This is a genomic window from Nocardia sp. NPDC058658, from assembly GCF_042716665.1.
Classification (GTDB): domain Bacteria; phylum Actinomycetota; class Actinomycetes; order Mycobacteriales; family Mycobacteriaceae; genus Nocardia.
The window spans coordinates 396,676-420,942 of record NZ_JBHXRR010000002.1 but is presented as its reverse complement, the minus strand read 5'-3'; the positions used below and the strand labels follow the sequence as shown (position 1 = coordinate 420,942).

The window sequence follows — 24,267 nt, the reverse complement described above, 5'->3', positions numbered from 1 at the left end:
GGGGCGGCGTGTTTGCCGCGGTTGCTGGAGGCTGCGCCTCGTCGCAACGGCGGCTAACTCGCGGCCGGGCCGCTACCGCCGCTGCGCGGCGGGCCCTCCCTAGGGTCGGGCGTGGGTGGCTGGGAGTGCGGTCATGGTGGATCTGGGTGTACTGCGTGGTGGGTGCGGTTGTGGTGGTTCGGGGGGGGGTGTGCGGGCGGGTGGGGTTACCGCAGGTGGACTGCGGTGGCGGCTCGGCGGAGTTTGCCCGAGGAGGTTTTCGGGAGGGCGCCGGGGCCTAGGACTGCCACGGTGCGGGGGCGTGAACCCACCTCGGCGAAGACCTCGTGGACGATTTCCTTTTCGATGCGTTTCACCTCGTCGGGGTTTTGGTAGTCGTTGGATTCGACTACCACTGCGAAGCTTTCGCGTTTCTCGCCCGCGTCCAGGCGCACGGCCACCGCGTTGCCGGGGCGGACTCCCGCTACGCGCAGGGCGGCTCGTTCGATGTCGGTGGGGTAGATGTTGCGCCCGCCCATGATGATGACGTCCTTCATTCGCCCGCACACCACCATCAGGCCGTCTTCGGTGAAGTAGCCGATGTCGCCGGTGTCGAGCCAGCCGTCGGCGTCCTGGGCGGGGCGGAAGCCGTCGACGGTGACGTAGCCGGAAGTCACGGCGGGACCGCGCAATTCGATGACGCCGACCGAGCGAACCGGCAGCGGTTGGCGTTCGGCGTCGACGACGCGGCCTTCCAGGTCGTCGACCAGGTGGCCCAGGGTCGGCAGTCTGCGTGGGGTGCCGTGGTGGCCGTCCTCGGCGACCGGCACCGCCTTGCCGACGGCTTCGAGCAGGTCGGCGTCGATCACGTCGAGCACCTGCCCGTGGCCGGGGTCGGGGATCGACACGGCCAGGGTGGTCTCGGCCATGCCGTAGACCGGTGTGAGGGCCATCGGGTTGAGCCCGAACTGCTTTCCCGCCGCCGCCAGCGCCGTCATGGTGTCGGGGTCGACCGGTTCGGCGCCGTTCCACATGTAGCGCACGCTCGACAAATCCAGGTTGGCATCCTCGGCCTGCCGCAGTCGCCGCGCCAGCAGGGAATAGGCGAAATTCGGTGCGGCGGTGACGGTTCCGCGATACTTGTCGATCAGTTCGGCCCACAGCAGTGGCCTGGCCAGGAAATCCAGCGGCGTCACGCACACCACTTCGGCACCGAATTGCATTGGCACGCTGAGGAAACCGACCATGCCCATATCGTGGAACAGGGGCAGCCAGCTGACCATCACGTCGTCGTCGGTCTGGAACTTGACCCGGTTGAACATGGCGTAGGCGTTGACGTAGAAGTTGCCGTGGGTTATTCGCACCGCCTTGGGCGATCCGGTGGACCCAGAGGTCAACTGCTGCAAAGCGATATCGCCCTCGGTGGTGGCCACCGGGTCGGCGTCAGGACCGTTGTGCAGGTCTTCGATTCGCACCACAGTGATCCCGCGTTCCAGCAGCACCGGTTCGGCGGCCGCGAACGGCGCGCCGAGCACCACGGCCTTCGCCTCGATCATGCGCAGCACTGTTTCGGTGTCGCGCACCCAGACCTCGAGGTCGGTACGCGGGGTCGGCTGATGCAGCATCGTGATCGACGCGCCACGCATCCAGATGGCCTGGCAGGCGGGCGCGATGTCGACGGGCAGGCCTGCCAGCACGCCGACCGCGTCGCCGTGTCCGATCCCGGCGGCCGCGAGACCACCCGCCATCCGCCGTGCCTGCCGATGAATCTCCCCCCAGGTCTGCCGCAGTGGCGCCTCCGGCTCTCCGGTGACCAGCCCCTTCGAGCTGGTCAACGCTGTGCCAAACATTTCGTCGGTGAACCTGCTCAACGTCGGTCTCCCTTTACGCCAACGATCGGTTACGGCCGTGCTAGTGCAATCCCAACCCTGTGCACTCTCAACAAAGAAATCCCGCTCCGCTCCGCGCGTGTTAATCGGGCTGACACGTCCAGCACCCCTGCTGATCAGCTCTCGACAGCGAAGGAAGCTGCGTAGCGGTCTACATATGGTCTACCCGATAGCGCGGCAATTTCCCGCATCAGCAGATCCGTTGCCACTCTGACCTGGGCATGATGACCTGCTGCGGAATAGTGTCGCGCCGGGTGGACGGTGATGCGTACCTTGGTGAAACGCAACAGTTTCCGACCGCGAGGATTCATGCGATCGGAACCGTCCAAGACCACAGGCACCACCGGTGCCCCGGTGGCCATGGCAACGCGCAGCGCCCCGGTCCGACCACGATAGACCCTGCCATCCCGTGACCGTGTGCCCTCTGGGTGAATTGCCCAGACACCGCCGCGTTCGAGGATTCCGACAGCGGCCGCGTCCCCACCGGTCCGATCCACCGGCACCTGCCCCGCCGCGGTGAAGAACCAGCGCTTGAACCGCCCCCGCAGCCCGGTACCCGCGAAATACTTTCCCACCCATACGGCGCTGCTCGGGGCTATCGCGGCGCGCGGGGTCGGGCGAGAACCTGCGCGCGACGACGCGGCCGCTGTTCGAGCAGGTGGTCGGGTTGGTTGCCGAGGTCGCGCCCGATTCCGCGCCGCAGCGCGCGCTCGCCCTGTGGACCAATGTGCACGGTTTGGCGACGATCCGAACGCTGGAGATCGTTGCCCCTGATCAGGACCCGCGGGTGCTCGTGGACTGGATCGTCCGCGAGCACCTCGCGCGGCTCAGCGGGTGAGCTCGGCCAGCGTCGCGACGAAGCGGTCGAGGTCGTCCTGGCTGACGAAGTAGTGCGGGGAGGCGCGCAGGATGGCGGGCAGGGTGCGCTCGGTCATGTCCAGCAGGGTGGAGCCCGCGTGGCTGACGGTGACGGTGATCGCGTGTGCGGCGAGACGATCGCGTAGCTGTTCGGGGTCGTGGTTGTCGACGGTGAACGAGACGATGCCGCTGTGTTCGATGCCGAGATCGCGCACGGTTACCCCGGGCAGTTCGGGCAGGGTTTTACGCAGGTACTCGGCATGGGAGGCGACCGCCGCGTAGACCTCGGCGGGGCCCTGTTCGAGCAGGTAGTCGACGGCGGCGCCGAGGCCGAGGCGGGCGGCGACACCGCATTCCCAGAATTCGAAACGGGAGGCGTCCTGCGCCAGGCGGTATTCGCCGGGGCTCACCCACTGAGCGCTGTGCAGGTCGAGGCGGGCCGGTTCCATCGTCTGCGCCAATTCCGCACGGACATAGAGGAATCCGGTGCCACGGGGTCCGCGCAACCACTTGCGGCCGGTGCTCGACATGGCGTCGACGCCGAGTTCGGTGACGTCGATGGGTAGCTGACCGGTCGATTGGCAGGCGTCGAGCAGCACCAGCGCACCGGCTTCGTGGGCGATTCGGGTGGCCTCGGCGATCGGGTTCACGAGGCCGCCGTTGGTCGGTGCGTGCTGCAGCGAGACCAGGCGAACGCGGTCGTCGAGCATGTCGGCGAGCGCATCGGTATCGAGACGTCCGGTGTCGTCGCTGGGAATGCGCTCGACCACCGCGCCGGTCTGCTTCGCCCGCTGCAGGGCGGCGATCGCGTTGCTGGCGTAATCGGCGCCCGAGATCAGGATCCGGTCGCCGGGGTGCAGGGGGACCGAGTAGGCGAAATCGGCCCATGACCGGGACGCGCTGTCGCTGAGGGCGATGGTGTCGGGGGTGGCGCCGATCAGGGTGGCGAGCGAGGTCTTCACCTTCGCGAGGTCGTCGAGACGTTCGTTAGCCGCACGGTAGCCACCGATCTCGGCTTCGCGGTGTAGATGGCCGATCATCGTGTCCAGCACGACCTGCGGGGGTAGGGATGATCCGGCGCTGTCGAAGAAGATCTGACCGTTGGCAAGTCCTGGGGTGGCGGCTCTGATCGCGGCGAGGTCAAGCATGGTGACGACGATAGCGCCGTCGGGCCGTTCGCCTTTTCGTCACTTTTCCTGTCGGTGGTTCTCGCTACTCTGGAATGAGCGAAACGCAGGTTCCCCGGCAGCACACAGCACGCGGAGGTTGGTATGGCGGTCACCCTGGAACGTTCATCGTGGCCCGATTATGCCCCCGAACAGGGCGAACTGTCGTCCAGGGCGGCTGCGGAGGCCTATGTCGGCGGGGTCTGTTTCAAGCTCGGGCCACCGGCGCTGATCGGCGCCGAACTGGAATGGCTCACCGCAGGGCCCACCGGTTCACGGCCCTCGCTCGACCAGCTCGCCGCGGCCCTCGGGCCGCACGCTCCTACCTCCATCGCTCCCACTTCGCCCGCGACACCCCTGCCCGGCGGGAGCCTGGTCACCATCGAACCCGGTGGTCAGATAGAACTTTCCAGCGCACCGTTCGCCGATCCGGCCGCGCTGACCCAGCATCTGCGCGCTGATGCAGCCCGTTTGCGGGACTTGCTCGCCGCCCGAGAGATCAGCATCTTCGCCGCCGCCGCCGACGCGGGCCGTCCCCCCGAGCGACTGCTCCGATTGCCCCGCTACGCCGCGATGGAACGTCGCTTCGACGGCGTCGGCCCGTTCGGCGCCCTGATGATGTGCAATACCGCCGCCACCCAGGTCAGCGTGGACGCGGGCGCCGATCCCGCCGAGGTCAGGGCCCGCTGGACCGCCCTCTACGTCCTCGGCCCCACCCTGATCGCCGCATTCGCCTGCTCACCGCGCCTGCACGGCGTTCCGCGCGGGGACTGGGCGTCACAGCGAATGCGCACTTGGTTGCGATTGGACCCTTCCCGCACCAGACCCCCGGTGGCCGACTGGGCCGACCCGATCACCTCCTACGCCCACTGGGCACTCGACGTGCCCCTGCTGTGCGTGCGCTGCACCGACATCGACGCCGACTGGTCCCCGCCGCCCGGCGCCACCTTCGCCGACTGGCTGTCCGGCGCGCTCGACGACGAAGTCGGCCGCCGACCGACCCGCGCCGATCTGGACTACCACCTGACCACGTTGTTTCCGCCGGTTCGAGCCTCCGGTCACCTCGAGGTCCGCTACCTCGACACCCAACCCGGCGAAGCGTGGACCACCCCGATCCACCTGTTCGACGCGCTGCTGTCGACCCCGGCGGTGGTTGCCGAGGCGACCGCGCTTGCCGCACCCACTGCGGGGGAGTGGTTGACGTCGGCCCGCTGCGGGCTGCTCGATCCGCAATTGCGCCGCGCGGCGGTCGATGTGCTGGATCTGGCCGCAGCCCATGCGCGAACATCCGCTGCCGCTGCCGAATTGGCGAGCGCGGCCGGCCGATGTCGGGCCGGTCGTAGTCCGCTCGCCGAGGTCGACGGCTCGGGCGAGGTCCGATGACTTCGTTGTCGGCCGGGCGACTGAAGCACTCGGCCGCTGATCGCCTGAAGCGCGCAGCCGATGATCGCCCGTCTCGCGCTCGTTGTCGCGTGTCCGCAATTGCGCCGCGCATCCGTGTACTCGGCCTGAGGCCCGCTGCCTCGCTTCCACCCGAAGCCGTTGTCGACCAGTCTGTTTCGGAGCTTCTCTCGTGACTCTTTCCGCCCCCGCCGACCACAGCGACCGCGACCGTACGCGTGCCAGGATCGCCGAGGTCTTGCAGCGTGCTCGCCGCCGCACCGCCTTGCTGACCGACAGCGTGGACGAAGCCGATCTCGTCGCGCAGCATTCGCCGTTGATGTCACCGCTGGTGTGGGATCTGGCGCATATCGGAAACCAGGAAGAACTGTGGCTGGTGCGCGATGTCGGTGGGCGCGAGGCGGTTCGGGCCGATATCGACGAGCTCTACGACGCGTTCAAGCACGCCAGGTCCAACCGCCCCGCGCTGCCGCTGCTGAATCCCGAGCAGGCGCGGGGTTACGTCGGTTCGGTGCGCGAAAAGGTCCTCGATGTCCTCGATTCCAGTGATCTGGCCGGTAATCCGCTGGTGGAAAACGGTTTCGCCTTCGGCATGATCGCCCAGCACGAGCAGCAGCACGACGAGACCATGCTCGCCACCCATCAGTTGCGCATCGGCACGCCGGTACTGTCGGCCCCGCCCGCGCCCGTCGCGCAGGTGCCGGTCGGCGGCGAAATCGTCATCGCGGCAGGCGAATTCCTGATGGGCACCTCGGCGGATCCCTGGGCGTTGGACAACGAACAGCCTGCCCATCCGGTGCACGTCGACGGTTACGCGATCGATGTCGCGCCGGTGACCAACGCACAGTTCCTCGCCTTCATCGACGACGGCGGTTACGACCGTCCCGAGCTGTGGTCGGAGCGTGGCTGGTCGCACCGCCAGGATGCCGGCCTGGTCGCACCGCAGTTCTGGGAGCGCGACGGTGACGCATGGACGCGGTTGGCATTCGGCGTCCGAACTCCACTGCGGCCGAATCAGCCTGTCGTGCACGTGTGTTGGTTCGAGGCCGAGGCCTTCGCGCGCTGGGCCGGTAAGCGGTTGCCGACCGAGGCCGAATGGGAGAAGGCGGCGCGCTTCGACCCGGAAACCGGTGTATCGCGGCGCTATCCGTGGGGCGAGGAGCAGCCCGACGCGCACCGGGCCAACCTCGGCCAGCAGCACCTCGAACCCGCCGAAGTCGGCGCCTACCCGGCAGGTGCCTCGGCCACCGGCGTGCACCAGCTCATCGGCGACGTCTGGGAGTGGTGCTCCTCGGGTTTCGAGGCCTACCCGGGCTTCCGCGCGTTCCCCTACCGCGAGTACTCGGAGGTCTTCTTCGGCGGCGACTACCGCATCCTGCGCGGCGGCTCCTTCGGCACCGACGAGGTCGCCTGCCGTGCCACCTTCCGCAACTGGGATCACCCGATCCGCCGCCAGATCTTCGCCGGTTTCCGCCTCGCCAGAGACCTGCGCGAGGACGAACGCTGATGTGCAGACACCTCGGTTACGTCGGCCCACCGGTCGGCGTCGGCGAACTGGTCATGCGCGGCCCGCACTCGCTCTACGCCCAGTCGTGGGCACCCACCGACATGCGCGCGGGCGGCACCATCAACGCCGACGGCTTCGGCGTCGCCTGGTGGCGCCGCGCCGATGTCGGCATCGAGAGCGCCCGCGGCACCGTCACCCGCTACCGCAACCACGCCCCCATCTGGACCGACCCCGCCGTCGCCGAGGTCCTCGGCCAACTCGAATCCCGCTCGGTGCTCGCCGCCGTCCGCTCGGCCACGGTCGGCATGCCGGTCGAACGCTCCGCCTGCGCCCCGTTCACCGACGAACACTGGGCCTTCAGCCACAACGGAGTGATCCCGGATTGGCGAACCACCCTTGTGGCCGTTGTCGCCGACCTGAACGAAGCCTTCGCTGCCGGCGCGGACACCTCGGCCCGATCGGATAGCGGCGAGGTATTCGGGGCTTCTGTGTCGGTCGCGGATGAGATGCCCGCCGCCGCAACGCTCGGCACGGATACATCCGTCCGGATGCGGCCGAGCGCGAGGTCCGCCGATGTGCCGTCGGTGGTGGCCGAATCCGCTGAGGCCGACGCACCGGAATGCGATGGCCTGCCCAGCTCCGCCGTGCGGTTCGGGTCGCCCGCCGTCCTTTTGCAAGCTGAGGCGCTGACCGATTCCGCCGCGCTGTGGGTGCTGCTACGAGGACTCCTCGGGGCGATCGCTCCCGCCGGCCCGGTCACCTCCCCGGCCGACGCCTTGCAACTACTCGTCGCGGCTGTGCTCCGACACCAACCGAAAGCCCGCTTGAACCTGTTGCTCGGCAACGGAATCCAACTGTGGGCCACCACCTGCTGGCATGCATTGTCGGCGCTCGTCGCCGACGACTACACAGTGCTGTCCTCCGAACCCTACGACGCCGACCCACGCTGGCAATCCATCGCCGACCGCCAGCTGGTCAACGCCACCCCAGGCCACTGCACCATCACCGAACTCCCCGCCACCGAAAGGGTCCGTTAATGACCGCGCCGCTGCTGGACATCCACCTCACCGACGACGATCTCACCACGGCCTTGCGCACCGACGCCCGCACCGGCCTCACCGCCACCCCGAAGTCGTTGCCGCCCAAGTGGTTCTACGACGCCCGCGGCAGCGAACTGTTCGAGCAGATCACCGAACTCCCCGAGTACTACCCGACCCGCACCGAACGCGCCCTGCTCGAGCGCGTCGTCGGCGAGATCGCCGCGGCGGCCCATGCGGAGGTGCTGGTCGAACTGGGCTCGGGCTCGGCCGCGAAGACCCGCCTGCTGCTGGATGCGCTCACCGCCGAAGGCTCACTGAAAACTTATGTACCGCAGGATGTCTCGGCATCAGCGCTGCGCGGCGCGGCCGACGAGATCGCCGCCGAATACCCGAACCTGTCCGTGCACGGCGTGGTCAGCGATTTCACCGACACCCTGCACAACCTGCCCCGGGGCGGGCGCCGCATGATCGCCTTCCTCGGCGGCACCATCGGCAACCTGGTCCCCGCCGAGCGTGCCGACTTCCTGGCAGGCATCCACGAAGTCCTCGAACCCGGCGAACTACTCCTGCTCGGCGCAGGCCTGGTCATCGACCCCGCGATCCTGGTCCCCGCCTACGACGACGCCGCGGGCGTCACCGCCGAATTCAACCGCAACGTCCTCCACGTCCTCAACAACCGCCTGGACGCCGACTTCGCCCCCGAGAAATTCGACCACATCGCCCTCTGGGACCCGGAAAACGAGTGGATCGAAATGCGCCTCCGAGCCACCGAACCGATGACCGCCACCATCAAAGCCCTCGACCTCACCGTCCACTTCACCGCAGGCGAAGAAATGCGCACCGAAATCTCCGCCAAATTCCGCCCAGAATCCCTGTCCACCGAACTCCACACCGCGGGCTTCACCCCCACCAACACCTGGACCGACCCCGACCACCGCTTCATCCTCACCCTGGCCGAACGCCGCTGATCAGAAGACGCCAACCGGCTCCCCGCCGACGCCGACAAGGCACCGGTCGGCGCATGACCGGACATCGGTCGCGTTCGCGTCGAAACTTCCCGTCGCCGGGACGGTGCGCCGACGGTCCGGGACCACCGGTCGCCGCGTCGCGGGAACTAGAGGTCGAGTTCGTCGGCGAGGTATTCGCCGCTGATGAGGTTTTCGTCGCCCTCCAGGTCTTTTTCGACGCCTTCCTCGCCGTCGATGGCATCGTCGTCGAAGAGGTCGCCGTCGACGCTGTCGTCGCCGCGTACACCCATCGCGACTTCCTCGGCGGGACGTTCGTCCTCTTCCATCGCCTCGTGGCGGGAGCCTCGCTCGGTGTATTCCTCGGCGACTTCCTCGTTGATGCCGAGGAAACCGTCGGCGTCGGCTTCGTGATTGCGGATCACGTAGTCGGCGGGTGGGTCCTCCACATAGCGTTCGTATTCGACGATGTCGTCGGCTTGATCGTCATCGCCCATGTCCATGTCCAGCGGTTCACGGCTCATGGGTTCCAGTATCGGCCTCCGATCGCCGTCCGTCACGAGGCACGCTCTGGTGTCGTTCAGGGGCGGCGGCCGCTGGTGTCTTCGGGGACGCCCTCGAGGACGGCGGCGAACCATTCGACGAGCGGGCGCAGGTCGTTCCAGGCGCGGCGGATATGGGTGGCGGCGGCGGGGGTGGTGAGCCAGTCGGGGGCGCCGAATTCGCGGTGCACGGTCAGGGATTTGTGGCGGAGCAGCTCGATGCGTGGGTGGTCGATGGGGTAGCCGCGCGGTTTGGTTTTGAGTTTGTCGCCGCCGAGGGTGAAGCCTGCCGCCGTGGTCGCGGCCAGGATCTTTTCGAGTTCCGGCCCGCGCACGTCGTCGTCGATGGTGGTGCGCAGGACGGCGAGGGCCGGGGGTGAGGGCCGGAAGCAGCCGCCCGCGACGAACAACCCGGCCGCCCCGACCTGCACGTACCAGCCGACGCCCGGTGACACCCCCGCGACCGCGCCCTGATGCGTTTTGTAGGGCAGTTTGTCGGCGGAGAACCGGACATCACGGTAGGGCCGGAAGATCTTGGCCTGTCCGAATTCCGCCGCGAGTTCGGCACAGAGCGCGGTCATCGGGGTGCGCACGGACTCGTCGTAGATGTGTTTGTGCGCGTTCCAGAAGGCCTTCGAATTATCGGCCTCGAGGTCTTCGTAGAAGTCGAGGCCGGCGAGCGGGAATCCGGTGAAAGCGTCCATCGGTGCGGTGGTTCTCAGTTCTATTCGGGGATCGGGGTGGCGTCGAAGAAGAAGATCCGGATCGCGAGCCCGGCCAGCAAAGCCGTGAGCGCGGCGATCGCGGACCAGTAGCCGAGCGTTTCGCCCTTCTTGTGGGCGTAGAGGCCGAAGCCGATGCCGATGACGCCGAAGATGATCGGGAAGAACAGCAGCGCGACCACGGCGAAAACGAACCCGACCGTCGACCAGGTCTGGCGCTTGGGGGCGTCGGATTCAGGCGTGTCGATCGGCAAGCCGCCGTAATCGACACCGGGCCGACCCCCCTGTTCCTGCGGCTCGTGGACTGATTTCTCGGCGGGGGTGTCGTCGAGCAGCGAATACGACACCTCGGGCCGCCCCGCCTTGTCAGCGCCCGATTTCGGCGCAGGCGCGTCGTCGAAGATCGAGAAGGTCACCTCGGACTGCCCGGCGGAACTGTCCTCGGACTCGTCGGAGACCTCGGGCAGTTCTGGTTCCGGTTTGGCGTGGCGGGGCCGGTGCTCGGATTCCGAACCGGGGTCCTGCGGTGTGCTCATCGAAACCTCCCTGGTCGGGGCGATCGGTGTGGCTACCGCTTACCAGTATCGCGCGCCGCGGTTCAGAGACCGCCCAGCAACGCGACGAACACGATCACGAGTAGCGCGGCCAGTGCGGCGATCGCCCCGTTGACGATCGCGGCCCACTTGCCCATCTCCTCGCCCTTCGCATGCCCGACCAGCCCCAGCACGATCCCGGTCGGCGCGGTGACCAGCACCGGCAGCCCACACATCGCCAATCCGCCGAACACCGAAGCCGCCGCGCAGCAGAAACTGAAGATCGACCACAGCGGCGTGTTGTCCTTGTACCCGTAACCCGGCGGCGGCGGATACGGCTGATACGGCACCGCACCGTAGGGCGCCCGCGGATTGCCCGGCACGGGATAACCGGCGACGGGATAACCAGGAACGGGATAGACCGGCCCCGGCGGTGGCGGCGGATAAGGCGGCAACTCGACAGCGGGCCCCGGATGCGCGATCCCACCCCACGGCTCCCCGCCCGCCGGCTCTGGCGCATCCTGCACCCGAGGCACATCCTTACCGAGTTCGACCCGCCGCTCCGGCTCAGTCCCCATACCGCCCCCTCACATCAATACCCATGCCTACCACGCAAACGGCCCACGCACCACAAACGGCCCCCCGGGCGAATGCCGGAGGGCCGTAGGTGAATTCGAAAGACTAGGCGTTGCCGTTGAACAAGCCCGTGACCGAGCCGTTCTCGAAGACCTCGCGGATGGTGCGGGCCAGCAGCGGCGCGATCGACAGCACGGTCAGCGTCGGGAACTTCTTGTCCTCGCTGATCGGCAGCGTGTTGGTGATGACGACTTCCTTGGCACCACAGGTGGCCAGCCGCTCGGCGGCCGGATCGCTGAGCACACCGTGGGTGGCCGCGATGATCACGTCGCCCGCGCCTGCTTCCTTGAGCACCTTCACCGCGCCGGCGATGGTGCCACCGGTGTCGATCATGTCGTCGATCAGCACGCAGGTGCGGCCTTCGACGTCACCGACGACGCGGTTGGACTTCACCTGGTTGGGCACCAGCGGGTCGCGGGTCTTGTGGATGAACGCCAGCGGCGTGCCGCCGAGCGCGTCGGCCCACTTCTCGGCGACCTTCACGCGGCCCGCATCGGGGGAGACGACCGCGAGGTTGTCGGACGGGTAGTTGGTGCGGATGTAGTCCGATAGCTGCACCAGCGCGTGCATGTGATCGACGGGGCCGTCGAAGAAGCCCTGGATCTGGTCGGTGTGCAGGTCGACGCTGATGATGCGGTCGGCGCCGGCGGTCTTCAGAAGATCAGCGACCAGGCGAGCGGAGATCGGCTCGCGGCCGCGGTGCTTCTTGTCCTGGCGCGCGTACGGGTAGAACGGCAGCACCGCGGTGATCCGCTTGGCCGAACCGCGCTTGAGCGCGTCGATCATGATGAGCTGTTCCATCAGCCACTGGTTCAGCGGCGCGGGGAAGCTCTGCAGCACGAAGGCGTCGGAACCGCGAACCGACTCCTCGAACCGCACGAAGATCTCACCGTTGGCGAAATCGGTCGCGGTCTGCGGCGTGATGTCGACGTCGAGTTCCTTGGCGACCTGCTCGGCCAGCTCAGGATGTGACCGGCCGGCGAAGAGCATCAAGTTCTTCTGGTTGTCGATCGAGAACGCGGTCACTGCTGGTTGCCATCCTTTTGCTCGATTGTCGTCGAAGACGTCTCGTCTGCCGCGATGGCTTCCGCCGCCGCGCGCGCCGCAGCGGTTCCTGGACGGTAGCGCTGCACCCAGTTATCGATAGTTCGCTGCGGACCGCCCGACACAGCGAGTGCACCCGGTGGAACGCTTCTGCGCAGTACAGTACCCGCACCCGTATACGCCCCGTCACCCACGGTGACCGGTGCGATGAACATGGTGTCGCTACCTGTTCGCACATGTGAACCAACCACGGTGTGGTGCTTGTTCACCCCGTCATAGTTCACAAAAACACTGGACGCGCCGATGTTGCTGTACTCGCCGATCGTGGCATCGCCGACGTAGGTGAGGTGCGGCACCTTCGAGTGCGCGCCGATCGAGGCGTTCTTGGTTTCGACGAACGCGCCGAGCTTGCCTGCCTCGCCCACGACCGTGCCGGGCCGCAGATAACTGAACGGTCCGATGGTCGCGCCGTCACCGATCTCGGCGCCATGGCCGTGGGTGCGGATCACGCTGGCGCCCTCGCCGACGACCACATCGGTGAGCGTGGTGTCGGGTCCGATCTCGGCGTCCTCACCGATGTGGGTCTCGCCGAAGAGTTGGGTGCCGGGACGAAGCACGGCGTCGCGCCCGATCCGCACACTCGCGTCGATCCAGGTCGTGGCGGGGTCGATGATGGTGACGCCCGCGCGCATGTGACGTTCGAGAATGTAGCGATTGAGGGTGGCGCCCGCCTGGGACAGCTGCACCCGGTCGTTCACGCCGGTGACCTTGTTCGAGTCGATCAGCCGCGCGCCGTGCACGGGATGTCCGGCTTCGCGGGCCAGCCGCAGCACATCGGTGAGGTAGAGCTCGTGCTGGGCGTTGGCGGTGGACAGCCGCCCGATCATGGTCCGCAGCACCGACGCGTCGAACGCGTAGACACCGGAGTTGACCTCTTTGATCTTGGCCTGGGCGGGAGTGGCGTCGGCATGCTCGACGATCTCGGCGACCTGGCCGTCGTCGTCGCGCACGATCCGGCCGTAGCCGTTGGCGTCGTCGGGGACGAAGGTCAGCACCGTCACGGCGGGCCGGTCGGCGTAGCTGCGGTGCTCGTCGAGCAGCGCGGAAAGGGTGTGTCCGTCGAGCAACGGCACATCGGCCGAGGTGACGAGGAGGTCGCCGTCGAAGTCCGCCGGGATCGAGCCCAGTGCGCACTGCACCGCGTGACCGGTTCCGAGCTGCTGTTCCTGCAGCGCGCACACGATCTCGCGGCCGAGTTCCTTGCCCACCTCCGCCACGGCGGCGCTGACCTTCTCGCGGTCGTGCCCGACAACGGTGATCAGGTGGGTCGGATCGATCTCGACGGCGGCGTGCAGCGCGTGCGAGAGCATCGAACGGCCTGCCAAGGGGTGCAGCACTTTCGGAGTCTTCGACCGCATTCGCGTTCCTGCACCTGCTGCGAGAACGACGACGGCGGTCTGCGGTGGCATGGATCTCCCTCGGCTGCCTGTCAGCGAGTGTGCTGTGGCGGGTTCGGTCGGTAGATGGTGCGGGCCGACGATACGTCACTGTGTGTCCGTGTGCTCCGCCGCCAGGACTCGAACCTGAACTATCTGAACCAAAATCAGAGGTGCTGCCATTACACTACGGCGGATCGCTACACCAGTGGGCTGTCCTAGCCCACCACTGTGCTACGGCACGCCACAGATCCTCGCACACGATCCGGTCCCCAGGCGAATCTTGTGCACGCCTGTCGCGCACTGCGTTGCGAGGCGTTGCTAGCCTTCTGGAACGTTCGTACAGATCTCGCGAGTACACGGGTAACTCCTCGGGGACGTCCAACAGTTCGACCGCGCATGTCCGTCGGCCCGGCGCGGAACTGGACCAACACGTGAAGACCGGCAAGAGACACGGAGAGGCGGGGGAGCGCTCATGTCCTCTGGTGAGCCAGTTCGGGCAACCAGGCCCAGGATGACCGGTACGCAGCGACGGCAGCAGTTGATCGAGATCGGGCGCGCGTTGTTCGCGGAACGGGGGTACGACGCGACCTCGATCGAGGAGATCGCGCAGCGCGCGCAGGTGTCCAAGCCGGTCGTCTACGAGCACTTCGGCGGCAAGGAAGGCCTCTACGCGGTGGTCGTCGATCGCGAGATGTCGATGCTGCTGGAGATGATCACGTCCTCGCTCACCCAGAACCGCTCGCGGGTGCGATTGGAGCAGGTGGCGTTGGCCCTGCTCACCTATATCGAGGAGCGGACCGACGGTTTTCGGATCCTGGTCCGCGATCAGCCCGCGGCGAACTCCGACGGTCGCTACTCGAGCCTGCTCAACGAGGCCGTCAGGGAGGTCGCGCACCTCCTGGCCGGCGATTTCAGCCGTCGCGATTTCGATACCAGCCTCGCCCCGCTCTACGCCCAGGCTCTCGTCGGCATGGTCTCGACGACGGCCACCTGGTGGCTCGACGAACGCACCCCGCCCAAAGAGGTGGTCGCGGCGCACCTGGTCAACCTGTGCTGGAACGGTTTGAGTCATTTGGAAGCCGAACCGGGTCTCAGCTCCGAATGGAATACGGGGACTACACCGACCAACGGTGGGGTAACCGGGAGATAGCGCGTGCCGGGCGAACCGAATCCATGATTCGGCAGCCGTTTTGCTGCCTGGTGGTACGGTTCACACATCCTTTTGGGTGCTGCCGGGCGGTATGTCGAGCAAATTTCGGGATGTCGGTCTACTTCAGGATGGCTGGATTATTGGATGACAGGCGGATCTGATGGCTAGGCAAGCACGCGCGGAGATCACCCGCGACTCCGTCCTTGCTGGTGCTGCCGATGTCTTTCTCCGTTTGGGCTACGCCAACGCGAGCTTGAGCGAAATCATCGCGCAGTCCAATGTGACCAAGGGCGCCTTGTACTTTCACTTCGGCTCCAAGGAGGAGCTGGCCCGTGCGGTGGTCGATCAGGGCAACGAGCGCCTGATCGGATCCTGCAAGGGTTTCTTCGACTCCCGGGTGCCCGCGCTGGAAGCGGGTATCGGGATCACCTATGTGGTGGCCGATCTGTCGATGAACGATCCGATGGTGGGGGCGATGCTCAAGCTCACCCACCAGATCGGCGACTATCGCGGCGCCCAGGGCGACAATATCGCCAAGACCTGGGGCGAGACCTACCGTTTGCTGTCGGAGCGGGCCATCGCCCAGGGCGATCTGATCGCCGACCTCGACCCCGAGATCGTCGGTGTGCTGCTGCAGGAGCTGACCGCGGGCGTGCACATCGTCGCGGTCGGCACCGAGTCGATGGATCAGATGGCGGCGCGGATGGAACGGGCCTGGTATTTCCTGCTGCCCTCGCTGGTGCCGCCGGAGAAGCTCTCGTACTTCCGGGAATTCGCCGCGCGCAGGTTGCGTCGCTACATCGTCTAGTTCACACGCTGCGGTCGGTGGCGAGCACCGCCCGCACGTCGGCGTCGGCTCCGGTCGCGGTGATCCGGACTTCGTCGCGGCCGAAGGCGTGCAGTAGCAGTTCCGAGGGGGTTCCGGTGAGGACCACCTCGGCGCCGTCGCCGCGATGGGCGGTGATCGTGTCGCCCTGCGGCGTCGCGAGGACGACCGGGAGCGGCGCCTTGCGGTAGGCCGCGCGGGCCATGGTGCGAAGAGTTCGCCACAGGCGATCTTCGTCTTGCTGTGCTAATCGCCTTGGCTCCCAGCCAGGTTCGGCCCGACGAACGTCTTCGTGGTGGACGAACATCTCGCTGAGATTGGCGACCGCGTCGACCGGGCGCAGCGGCGACCACCACGGCGGTCCGGTGCGGACCAGTTCGAGCAGTTCGGTGAACGGGCGCTGCGCGATCTTCGCCTGAGCTTTTTCGAGGTAGCCGGCCAGCGGGCTCACGACGATGCCGAGCGAAGCGTCGGGCCTGCGTTCGCGGACCACCAGGTGGGCGGCGAGGTCGTGCACCGTCCAGGTGCCGCACAGGGTCGGCGCGCCCGGACCCGCCTCGGTCATCGTTTCCACAAGGGCATGACGTTCACGTCTGGCCAGGCTCACGACTCGACCCTACGCGTGGCGGACTCGACCGGCCCGTGTACGCCGATCGGATCCGCTCGAGCGTCCGCACGAGGATGCGCCGGTCGGTCGGACAAATCCTCGCGCCCGACCGCGTCTGGGCGGGCGCTACCGGCGGCACGTGAGGTGTCGGACCCGGTGGCTAGACTTCGAGACGGCTCGTCCGCCCACTCGTCTGCGCATTCAGGAGCGAACAATGTCCTCCCTTCGTCCCCCGCTCGCCGGTCTGGCCGAGGCGGTCGCGGGTGACGCCGCGCTGCGGATGGTCACCGACCTGGTCGGCAAGTCCGGGGTGGAACTGGTCGCACCGTCGGCGGTGCGGCCGTTCGTCGCCGCGACGATGGCCGATCAGCGCCCGCTCGTGGTGGTGACCGCGACCGGTCGCGAGGCCGACGATCTCACCGTGGAACTCACCGAGATGCTCGGTCCGTCGGTGGCCATGTTCCCGTCGTGGGAGACCCTGCCCCACGAACGCCTCTCGCCGGGCCCCGACACGGTGGGCCGCAGGCTCGAGGTGCTGCGCCGACTCGCCCATCCCGAAGACTCCGTCTATCCCGATCCGTTGCGGGTTGTGGTCACCACGGTGCGGTCGCTGATGCAGCCGATGACGGCCGGGCTCGGCGATATCGAACCGGTCGTGCTGCGGGTCGGTGAGGACTACGACTTCGACGAATTGCTCTCCCGCCTGGTCGAATTCGCGTATACCCGGGTCGATATGGTCGGCAAGCGCGGCGAGTTCGCGGTGCGCGGCGGCATCCTCGACCTGTTCGCGCCGACTGCGGATCATCCGGTGCGCGTGGAGTTCTGGGGCGACGAAGTGAGCGAGATCCGCCCGTTCTCGGTCGCCGATCAGCGCTCGATCGGCGAGAGCACAGTCGATGTCGTGGTCGCGCCGCCGTGTCGCGAACTGCTGCTCACCACGCCGGTGCGTGAACGTGCCGCCGCGGTCGCCGCCGACAACGAGGCCGACGCCTCCCTGGTCGAGATGCTGGACAAGATCGCCGAGGGCATCCCGGTGGACGGCATGGAGGCCCTGCTGCCGGTGCTGGCGCCGGGCAAACTCAGCCTGCTCACCGAGGCGCTGCCCGAGGGCACCCAGCTGCTGCTGTGTGATCCGGAGAAGATCCGCACGCGCGCAGCCGATCTCGTGCGCACCGGCGAGGAATTCCTCGAAGCATCCTGGACCGCAGCCTCTTTCGGCAGCGACGCGCCGCTGGGTGCCAAGGGTCTCGACCTGGCAGCGTCCGGCTATCGCAGCCTCACCGAATTGCATACCAGCGCAGACCAACTCGGGCTGCCGTGGTGGACCTTGAGTCCGCTCAGTTCCGGTGACCCGATCGAAGTGAACCTGCCGGTGCAATCGGGGCCCACCGCGCGGGGTTCCGAGGAACTGGTCGCCACCATCTTCGCGTCGCTGCGCGCGCACGTCGCCACGGGCGGGCGTGCGGTCGTCGTGGTGACCGGCCACGGCACGGCGCAGCGCGTGCTGGAACGGCTCGGTGAGGCCGAAGTGCCCGCCGCGCTGCTGCCCGCCGGTGCGGTCCCGGAACCGGGCGTCGTCGGAGTGCTGTGCGGTTCGCTGCACGACGGCCTGATCTTCGACGACGCGGGCCTGGTGGTCGTCGCCGAATCCGACCTCACCGGCAACCGGGTCACCGCGCCCACCGAGGGCAAACGTCTGCCCGCCAAGCGCCGAAACCAGGTCGACCCGCTGGCGCTGACCTCCGGCGACATGGTGGTGCACGACCAGCACGGCATCGGCCGGTTCGTCGAGATGATCGAACGCACCATCGGTGGTGCCCGCCGCGAATACCTGGTAATCGAATACGCACCCGGCAAGCGCGGCCAGCCCGGCGACCGACTGTTCGTGCCGATGGAATCCCTGGACCAGCTCTCCCGTTATGTCGGTGGCGAACTGCCGAGCCTGTCCAAGCTCGGTGGCTCCGACTGGGCAAATACGAAACGCAAGGCGCGCAAGGCTGTTCGCGAGATCGCGGGCGAGCTGGTGCAGCTCTACGCCGCGCGCCAGGCCGCGCCCGGTCACGCCTTCGCCCCGGATTCGCCGTGGCAGCAGGAGATGGAGGACGCGTTCGCGTTCACCGAGACCGTCGACCAGATGACCGCCATCACGGATGTGAAGTCGGATATGGAGAAGCCGGTCCCGATGGACCGCGTGGTCTGTGGCGATGTGGGTTACGGCAAGACCGAGATCGCCGTGCGGGCCGCGTTCAAGGCGGTGCAGGACGGCAAGCAGGTCGCCGTGCTCGTACCGACCACGCTGCTCGCCCAGCAGCACCTGCAAACCTTCACCGAACGTGTCGCGGGCTTCCCGGTGACGGTGCGCGGCCTGTCGCGGTTCACCGATGCGAGCGATTCCAAGGAGATCTTGGCCGGGCTCGCCGACGGCTCTGTCGACATCGTGGTCGGCACCCACCGCCTGCTGCAGACCGGTGTGCGCTGGAAGGACCTCGGCCTGGTCGTGGTCGACGAGGAACAGCGCTTCGGTGTGGAGCACAAGGAACACATCAAGGCACTGCGCACCCACGTCGACGTGCTCACCATGTCGGCCACCCCTATCCCGCGCACCCTGGAGATGAGCCTGGCAGGCATCCGCGAGATGTCGACCATCCTCACCCCGCCCGAGGAACGGCACCCGGTGCTCACCTACGTGGGTGCCTACAACGACAAACAGGTCACCGCCGCCATCCGCCGCGAGCTGATGCGCGACGGCCAGGTGTTCTACGTGCACAATCGGGTGTCCTCGATCGACAAGGCCGCCAAGAAGATTCGCGATCTCGTGCCGGAGGCGCGGGTGGTCGTGGCGCACGGTCAGATGAACGAGGACCAGCTCGAGAAGACCGTGCAGGGCTTCTGGGAGCGCGAATACGACGTGCTGGTCTGCACCACGATCATCGAGACCGGCCTCGACATCTCCAACGCGAACACGTTGATCGTGGAACGTGCCGACTCCCTTGGCCTTTCACAGTTGCACCAGCTGCGCGGACGTGTCGGCCGGTCCCGTGAGCGCGGTTACGCCTACTTCCTGTACCCGCCGGAGAAGCCGCTCACCGAAACCGCCTACGACCGTCTGGCCACCATCGCGCAGAACTCCGATCTCGGCGCCGGTATGGCCGTGGCGATGAAGGACCTCGAAATCCGTGGCGCGGGCAACGTGCTCGGCGCCGAGCAGTCCGGTCACGTCGCCGGTGTCGGTTTCGATCTGTATGTGCGGCTGGTCGGCGAGGCCGTGGAGGCCTACCGCGCGGCCGCCGACGGCAAGCCGATCGTCACCGAGGAGAACAAGGAGGTGCGCATCGACCTGCCCGTCGACGCGCACATCCCGCCCGACTACATCGCCAGCGACCGCCTTCGTCTCGAGGCTTACCGCAAACTCGCTGCGGCCCAGGACGATACGGCCCTGTCGGCGGTGATCGAAGAACTCGTCGACCGCTACGGACCGCTGCCGGTGGAGGTCGGGCGACTGGTCTCGGTGGCCAAGCTGCGTCTGCTCGCCCGCGAGTACGACGTCTCCGAAATCGTGGTCACCGGTTCGTCGCTGAAGATCGCGCCGTTGAATCTCCCTGATTCCAAACAGCTTCGGCTCAAGCGGCTCTATCCCGCCGCCACCTACCGCCCCGCCAGTGGCCTCATCCAGTTGCCACTGCCACGCATCACCGACAGCGTCGGTGCCGACCGGGTACGAGACGTGGCCGTGCTGCAGTTCGTCGCCGATTTCCTCCTGGCGATGGACGGCAAACCGCAAGGGATGGTGGATCTTTCGGTTCCCACGGAAGCCGGAGCGCCGCGATGAGCAGCTCGCAGGAACAAGCCGACACCGCCGTCGTCGCCGCGAGCCTGGCCAACGCCGTCGAGGTGATGGACCGCCTCTGGAACTTCGGCGGCTGGGAACGCACCCAAACCCACGACTCCCTACGCCCCTACCTCCTCGAGGAAACCTACGAACTCCTCGACGCCATCGGAGCAGGCGACGCCGAAACCATCAAGGAAGAACTCGGCGACCTGCTACTCCAGGTCCTCTTCCACTCCCGAATAGCCGAACACGCAGGCGAATTCACCGTCGACGACGTAGCAGCCACCCTGGTGGACAAACTCGTCCACCGCAGCCCCTACCTCACCGACGACACCTTCTCCGAAGGCACCTCGGTAGCCGACAAGATCGCCGCCCAGGAAAAGGCTTGGGAGGAGCGCAAATCCGCCGAAAAATCCCGCCGCTCCTGCCTCGACGGCATAGCCATGGCCCAACCCGCACTGGCGCTGGCCGAAAAGATCCGCACCCGCAGCGCCGCGGCGGGCTTACCCGACGACTTGATCCCGAACGCCCTGCGCGTGATCGAACTGGGTGGGCCCGACTCCGCCGAGGAACGCCTCCGCAAAGCGACCCTCGACTTCGCCGCCACCATCCGCGCGACCGAGGACGCAGCCGAAGCCGACCGTGGCATCCGCGCGCCCCTCGCCCCGCAGGACTGGCGCACCTATTGGTCCCGCTGACCGCTCATGGCACGAGGACGTCGGTCCCGGCAGGCACGCTGGGGTGGTTGGTCGTGAGGTCGATGTGGACACGGCCGGGGCCGGTCTGGAGGTGGACCGTGGGAGATGCGCGGTCGCGGAGCTCCGGCTCGCAGTAGATGTTGATGCACAGGTAGGGCTCCACCGACCGGGTTTCCGCGCCCGCGGCACCGGTGTCGAGGTTGCGCCAGTGCAGGGTGGCCGTCAGGTTGCATGCGCCCAGCGGGACCGACGGCAGGAGCCAGAAGCCGGCGGTGAGGTGCAGTGAGACGACGTGTTCGGCACCGACCGGCGTGTTCGGAACGTACGCGTTGTCGACGAGCGGACCGTCGTAGGCCGTGCCGCCCGCGGTGACCGGACCCACGCAGACACCGTCGCCGATGGTGGCGGTCGGACCGATTCGTACCTGCTCCATCACGCACGGTCGCGGTCCGTCGGACGGAAACGAGTGGTAGGGAACGCAACCGTTCTGCGGGTCACCGTGGTCGGCATTCGCCAGCGCGGGGACGAACGTCGCGACACCGAGTAATCCCGCCGCGGCGGCAACGAGTGATTTCCTGACGTTCATGACGCACCCTGTCGTCGTTGACAGTGATCAGTTACCGATGAGCTAACAATACTCCGCCGGTCAAGACCTGATCGCCGGATCTGAGACGTTGCTGAGATCTTGTGGACAATCCTGCGCGCGCCAGCGGGCAAGGGCCACACCGCTTTAGACTCGGAGTAGCTCGTCGTGCGCGGCGGGGGCAGGGGTCCGGCGATCGTCGAGGTGAGGTTGATGGGTACAGAGGTAGATCCGGCAGGACAGGACGTGATGACCGATCATCCCGAGCTGGACGTGTTGCCGGTGTGGCCGCAGGAGACCATCGCCGTGCTGGTGACCACCGATCCGGCGCCGCACGCGATCCCCGTTTCGTGGCCCGTGCGCGCGGGGGACCGGCGGATTCTGATCAGTTTGAAGTCCGATCGTGGGTCGTTGGCGCGGCTGCGGGCGCAACCGGAGGTGGCGTTGCTGATTCTGGGTGGCGGCAATGTGGCGTTGTGTGCGCGCGGACAGGCGAAGGTCATCGCCGAGCAGATGCCGGAAGCCGAGGACTACACGGCGGTGCAGCTGGACGTGGACGTGATCGACGATCATCGCCAGTCCGCGTTCGCCGTCGACCGTGGCATCCAGCGCACCGTCCTCGACGACACCGAGCTGCGGGCGCTCGAGGGTCGGGTCGAGACACTGCGAACCTGGGCCGACAGCGGACCCACAGCGTAAGTTCTTCTACGGCACACCATCTGGACAGAAGGGTTCTCATGAGCGTCACACTCGCCAAAGGCGGCAATGTCTCGCTGTCGAAGCAGACCGACAACCTCACCAAGGTGGCGGTCGGCCTCGGCTGGGACGTGCGCACCACCACCGGTGCCGACCACGACCTGGACGCCAGCGCGCTGGCCACCGGCACGAATTTGAAAGTGCTCTCGGATCAGCACTTCGTCTTCTACAACAACCTGCGCTCGCCGGAAGGCACCATCGAGCACACCGGTGACAACCTGACCGGTGAGGGCGACGGCGACGACGAGATCATCAACGTCGACCTGGCGGCCACCCCGCCGACGATCACCAACATCTTCTTCCCGGTCTCGATCCACGACGCCCAGGCCCGTGGCCAGTCGTTCGGTCAGATCCGCAACGCCTACATCCGCGTCACCGACGCGAACACCGGCGTGGAGCTGGCTCGCTACGACCTGTCCGAGGACGCGTCCACCGAGACCGCGATGGTCTTCGGTGAGCTCTACCGCCACAACAACGAGTGGAAGTTCCGCGCCGTCGGCCAGGGCTACGCCTCGGGTCTTGCGGGTATCGCTCGTGATTACGGTGTGAATCTCTGACGATCCATGACTGAGGCGGGCGACATCACGTCGCCCGCCTTTATCGTGTCTGGCCGACGGGCACGCGCGGCGGCCGCGCCGTACTGGCCTGATCGAGCAGCGCGAAGTACTTGCGCAGCATGAGCGCGGCGGTGGTCGCCAGGCCTGCCGTCAGACCCCACCACACGCCCGCCGCACCCAAGTGCAGCGGGAACGCGAGCAGTAGCGCGGCCGGAAGACCGACGCCCCAATAGCCGACGAGCGAGAGCCGGAAGCCCGCGGAGGTTTCCTTGAGCCCGCGCAGGAGTCCGGTGCCGATGTTCTGGGCGGCGTCGAAGAACTGCAGCACGATGCCGATCAGCAGCAAGGTGTGCGCGATGGCGACCGTGTCGGTGTCGGTGGCATCGAGGAACGGCGCCAGCACGATGTCGGGGGCGAGCACGTAGACGACCCCGGTGACGATCGCGATCACCGCGGCCATCCGCAACGCCAGCCAAGCCAGCGCGCGCGCGTGACTGTATTCGCCCCGGGCCACGGCATGGCTGACCAGGATCGACGCACCGTGCGAGAGCCCGATCGCCATCTGGAACACGATGTAGATGATCTGGTAGACGACGCTGTGCGCGGCCAGCGCGGCGGGCCCGAAACTGCCCATCACCAGCGCGAGCACCGAGAACATGCCCGCTTCGGAGCCGTAGGTGAGCGCGATCGGCGTGCCGAGGCGCAGCTCCTCGCGCACCGTCGCCCAGCGCACCGGCCACGGCGTCGACGGCAGGGTTCGCCCGAGTTGTTCGTCGTGGCGCACCATCGCCCAGAACACCCCGAAGGTGATCAGGAAAACCAGCGACGTCGCGATGCCCACACCCGTCAGCCCCATCGCCGGAATCCCGGCCCAGCCGTGGATGAAGGCCAGCGCGAGCACCAGGTTCAACGCCACCGAACCGAGCGTGACCAGCAGTAACGCCTGCGGACGCTGCATCCCGACGGTGTACTGCCGCAGTACCTGGAACCACAGACACGGCAGCAATCCGGGCGCGAGCGCGATCATCATCGGCCGCGCCAGCTCGAGCACCGCCGCATCCTGACCGAGCCAGGGCAACACCCAGCCGAGCCCGATCAGCAGCGCCCCACCGAGCAGACCGGCGAGCGTCGCGATGACGAACGCGGCCCGCACCACCGCGCGCACTTCGCCGTCGGCGCTGTCGCCACGCTTGCCTGCCGCGCCGAGCGCACCCGCGATCTGATTCCCGGTGCCGGTGATCAGCCCGACGCACATCGTGCGGATCTGGTTGAACAACACCAGCGCCAACCCACCCGCGGCGACCTCGCGCACCCCGAGCGTGCCCATCAGCGCGAGATTGGTCGTCGACACCGCGATCTGCGCCAACTGGGTGAGTGCGATCGGCGTCGCGAGCTTCGCCAGCGCGCTGCTGTCGGCCCGTGCGCCGCTCACGCGCTGACCTCGCGATAGTGCGTGATCGCCCGAACCGGTGCGCCGGGTTCACAGTCCCGCGCGGTCGGGTCGGCCCGATGGCTCTGTCGACGCGATTCGGTGCGTGGC

23 protein-coding genes and 1 tRNA gene are annotated in these 24,267 nt (G+C 67.3%); 11 read left to right on the top strand and 13 right to left on the bottom strand.

Annotated elements, in window-relative coordinates; translation table 11 throughout:
* Positions 1 to 206 precede the first annotated feature (206 nt).
* The gene (locus ACFWUP_RS07325; protein WP_379231719.1) at positions 207 to 1,850 is read right to left on the bottom strand and encodes a fatty acyl-AMP ligase; all 1,644 of its coding nucleotides are present in this window, start codon (positions 1,848 to 1,850) and stop codon (positions 207 to 209) included.
* Positions 1,851 to 1,984: 134 nt separating this feature from the next.
* Positions 1,985 to 2,443, bottom strand: a complete 459-nt coding sequence (locus tag ACFWUP_RS07320) for a lysophospholipid acyltransferase family protein (protein ID WP_379231717.1) — start codon at positions 2,441 to 2,443, stop codon at positions 1,985 to 1,987.
* Positions 2,444 to 2,535: 92 nt separating this feature from the next.
* Between ACFWUP_RS07320 and ACFWUP_RS07315 the strand changes: the two genes are divergently transcribed.
* Complete coding sequence (locus ACFWUP_RS07315; RefSeq protein WP_379231715.1) at positions 2,536 to 2,706, top strand: hypothetical protein; 171 nt, start codon at positions 2,536 to 2,538, stop codon at positions 2,704 to 2,706.
* On the opposite strand, the gene ACFWUP_RS07310 is transcribed toward ACFWUP_RS07315, so the two are convergent.
* A complete protein-coding gene (locus ACFWUP_RS07310) occupies positions 2,696 to 3,874 on the bottom strand; it encodes an aminotransferase class V-fold PLP-dependent enzyme (protein ID WP_379231713.1) in 1,179 nt (392 codons plus the stop codon). The genes ACFWUP_RS07315 and ACFWUP_RS07310 overlap by 11 nt on opposite strands.
* 123 nt (positions 3,875 to 3,997) lie before the next feature.
* On the opposite strand from ACFWUP_RS07310, the gene egtA reads away from it, so the two are divergent.
* From egtA to egtD, 4 genes are all read left to right on the top strand, one after another.
* The gene (gene egtA, locus ACFWUP_RS07305) at positions 3,998 to 5,275 is read left to right on the top strand and encodes an ergothioneine biosynthesis glutamate--cysteine ligase EgtA (protein WP_379231711.1); all 1,278 of its coding nucleotides are present in this window, start codon (positions 3,998 to 4,000) and stop codon (positions 5,273 to 5,275) included.
* Between the two features lie 190 nt (positions 5,276 to 5,465).
* Positions 5,466 to 6,800 carry an ergothioneine biosynthesis protein EgtB gene (egtB, locus tag ACFWUP_RS07300; RefSeq protein WP_379231709.1) on the top strand — a complete coding sequence of 445 codons (1,335 nt, stop codon included), beginning with the start codon at positions 5,466 to 5,468 and terminating at the stop codon, positions 6,798 to 6,800.
* Positions 6,800 to 7,837: a class II glutamine amidotransferase gene (locus ACFWUP_RS07295; RefSeq protein WP_379231707.1), complete on the top strand. Its 1,038-nt coding sequence runs from the start codon at positions 6,800 to 6,802 to the stop codon at positions 7,835 to 7,837. Before egtB ends, ACFWUP_RS07295 begins: the two co-directional genes overlap by 1 nt.
* Positions 7,837 to 8,808 (top strand): L-histidine N(alpha)-methyltransferase, encoded by a 972-nt coding sequence (gene egtD / locus ACFWUP_RS07290; RefSeq protein WP_379231705.1) that lies wholly within the window; start codon positions 7,837 to 7,839, stop codon positions 8,806 to 8,808. The genes ACFWUP_RS07295 and egtD overlap by 1 nt, the downstream gene beginning before the upstream one ends.
* 146 nt (positions 8,809 to 8,954) lie before the next feature.
* On the opposite strand, the gene ACFWUP_RS07285 is transcribed toward egtD, so the two are convergent.
* The 7 genes from ACFWUP_RS07285 to ACFWUP_RS07255 form a co-directional block, all read right to left on the bottom strand.
* Positions 8,955 to 9,329, bottom strand: coding sequence for a hypothetical protein (locus ACFWUP_RS07285; protein WP_379231703.1), 375 nt, complete (start codon positions 9,327 to 9,329; stop codon positions 8,955 to 8,957).
* A 56-nt stretch (positions 9,330 to 9,385) separates the two neighbouring features.
* The gene (locus ACFWUP_RS07280; protein WP_379231701.1) at positions 9,386 to 10,051 is read right to left on the bottom strand and encodes a DUF2461 domain-containing protein; all 666 of its coding nucleotides are present in this window, start codon (positions 10,049 to 10,051) and stop codon (positions 9,386 to 9,388) included.
* A 20-nt stretch (positions 10,052 to 10,071) separates the two neighbouring features.
* A complete protein-coding gene (locus tag ACFWUP_RS07275; RefSeq protein ID WP_379231699.1) occupies positions 10,072 to 10,605 on the bottom strand; it encodes a hypothetical protein in 534 nt (177 codons plus the stop codon).
* Positions 10,606 to 10,667: 62 nt separating this feature from the next.
* Positions 10,668 to 11,180, bottom strand: coding sequence for a hypothetical protein (locus ACFWUP_RS07270; protein ID WP_379231697.1), 513 nt, complete (start codon positions 11,178 to 11,180; stop codon positions 10,668 to 10,670).
* A gap of 103 nt (positions 11,181 to 11,283) precedes the next feature.
* Positions 11,284 to 12,264: a ribose-phosphate diphosphokinase gene (locus ACFWUP_RS07265; RefSeq protein ID WP_379231695.1), complete on the bottom strand. Its 981-nt coding sequence runs from the start codon at positions 12,262 to 12,264 to the stop codon at positions 11,284 to 11,286.
* A complete protein-coding gene (glmU, locus tag ACFWUP_RS07260; RefSeq protein ID WP_379231693.1) occupies positions 12,261 to 13,751 on the bottom strand; it encodes a bifunctional UDP-N-acetylglucosamine diphosphorylase/glucosamine-1-phosphate N-acetyltransferase GlmU in 1,491 nt (496 codons plus the stop codon). The genes ACFWUP_RS07265 and glmU overlap by 4 nt, the downstream gene beginning before the upstream one ends.
* A gap of 93 nt (positions 13,752 to 13,844) precedes the next feature.
* A tRNA-Gln gene (locus tag ACFWUP_RS07255) sits at positions 13,845 to 13,915 on the bottom strand.
* A gap of 317 nt (positions 13,916 to 14,232) precedes the next feature.
* On the opposite strand from ACFWUP_RS07255, the gene ACFWUP_RS07250 reads away from it, so the two are divergent.
* Together ACFWUP_RS07250 and ACFWUP_RS07245 are read left to right on the top strand one after the other, a co-directional pair.
* The gene (locus tag ACFWUP_RS07250) at positions 14,233 to 14,871 is read left to right on the top strand and encodes a TetR/AcrR family transcriptional regulator (protein ID WP_379231691.1); all 639 of its coding nucleotides are present in this window, start codon (positions 14,233 to 14,235) and stop codon (positions 14,869 to 14,871) included.
* Positions 14,872 to 15,031: 160 nt separating this feature from the next.
* Entirely contained in the window at positions 15,032 to 15,679 is a 648-nt protein-coding gene (locus ACFWUP_RS07245) for a TetR family transcriptional regulator (RefSeq protein WP_379231689.1), read from the top strand.
* 1 nt (position 15,680) lies between these two features.
* Here ACFWUP_RS07245 and ACFWUP_RS07240 read toward each other — a convergent pair whose 3' ends face one another.
* Positions 15,681 to 16,304: a TIGR03085 family metal-binding protein gene (locus ACFWUP_RS07240; RefSeq protein ID WP_379231687.1), complete on the bottom strand. Its 624-nt coding sequence runs from the start codon at positions 16,302 to 16,304 to the stop codon at positions 15,681 to 15,683.
* A gap of 214 nt (positions 16,305 to 16,518) precedes the next feature.
* Here ACFWUP_RS07240 and mfd point away from each other — a divergent pair, with 214 nt between their 5' ends.
* Both mfd and ACFWUP_RS07230 read left to right on the top strand, forming a co-directional pair.
* A complete protein-coding gene (mfd, locus tag ACFWUP_RS07235) occupies positions 16,519 to 20,133 on the top strand; it encodes a transcription-repair coupling factor (RefSeq protein WP_379231685.1) in 3,615 nt (1,204 codons plus the stop codon).
* Positions 20,130 to 20,831: a MazG family protein gene (locus ACFWUP_RS07230; protein WP_379231683.1), complete on the top strand. Its 702-nt coding sequence runs from the start codon at positions 20,130 to 20,132 to the stop codon at positions 20,829 to 20,831. The genes mfd and ACFWUP_RS07230 overlap by 4 nt, the downstream gene beginning before the upstream one ends.
* A gap of 4 nt (positions 20,832 to 20,835) precedes the next feature.
* Here the strand turns inward: ACFWUP_RS07230 and ACFWUP_RS07225 are convergent, their stop codons facing one another.
* Positions 20,836 to 21,417, bottom strand: coding sequence for a hypothetical protein (locus ACFWUP_RS07225; protein ID WP_379231681.1), 582 nt, complete (start codon positions 21,415 to 21,417; stop codon positions 20,836 to 20,838).
* A gap of 210 nt (positions 21,418 to 21,627) precedes the next feature.
* Here ACFWUP_RS07225 and ACFWUP_RS07220 point away from each other — a divergent pair, with 210 nt between their 5' ends.
* Both ACFWUP_RS07220 and ACFWUP_RS07215 read left to right on the top strand, forming a co-directional pair.
* Positions 21,628 to 22,113 (top strand): hypothetical protein, encoded by a 486-nt coding sequence (locus ACFWUP_RS07220; protein WP_379231679.1) that lies wholly within the window; start codon positions 21,628 to 21,630, stop codon positions 22,111 to 22,113.
* Positions 22,114 to 22,151: 38 nt separating this feature from the next.
* Positions 22,152 to 22,727 (top strand): TerD family protein, encoded by a 576-nt coding sequence (locus ACFWUP_RS07215; protein ID WP_378636082.1) that lies wholly within the window; start codon positions 22,152 to 22,154, stop codon positions 22,725 to 22,727.
* A 40-nt stretch (positions 22,728 to 22,767) separates the two neighbouring features.
* On the opposite strand, the gene ACFWUP_RS07210 is transcribed toward ACFWUP_RS07215, so the two are convergent.
* Entirely contained in the window at positions 22,768 to 24,159 is a 1,392-nt protein-coding gene (locus ACFWUP_RS07210; RefSeq protein WP_379231677.1) for an MATE family efflux transporter, read from the bottom strand.
* Positions 24,160 to 24,267 lie beyond the last annotated feature (108 nt).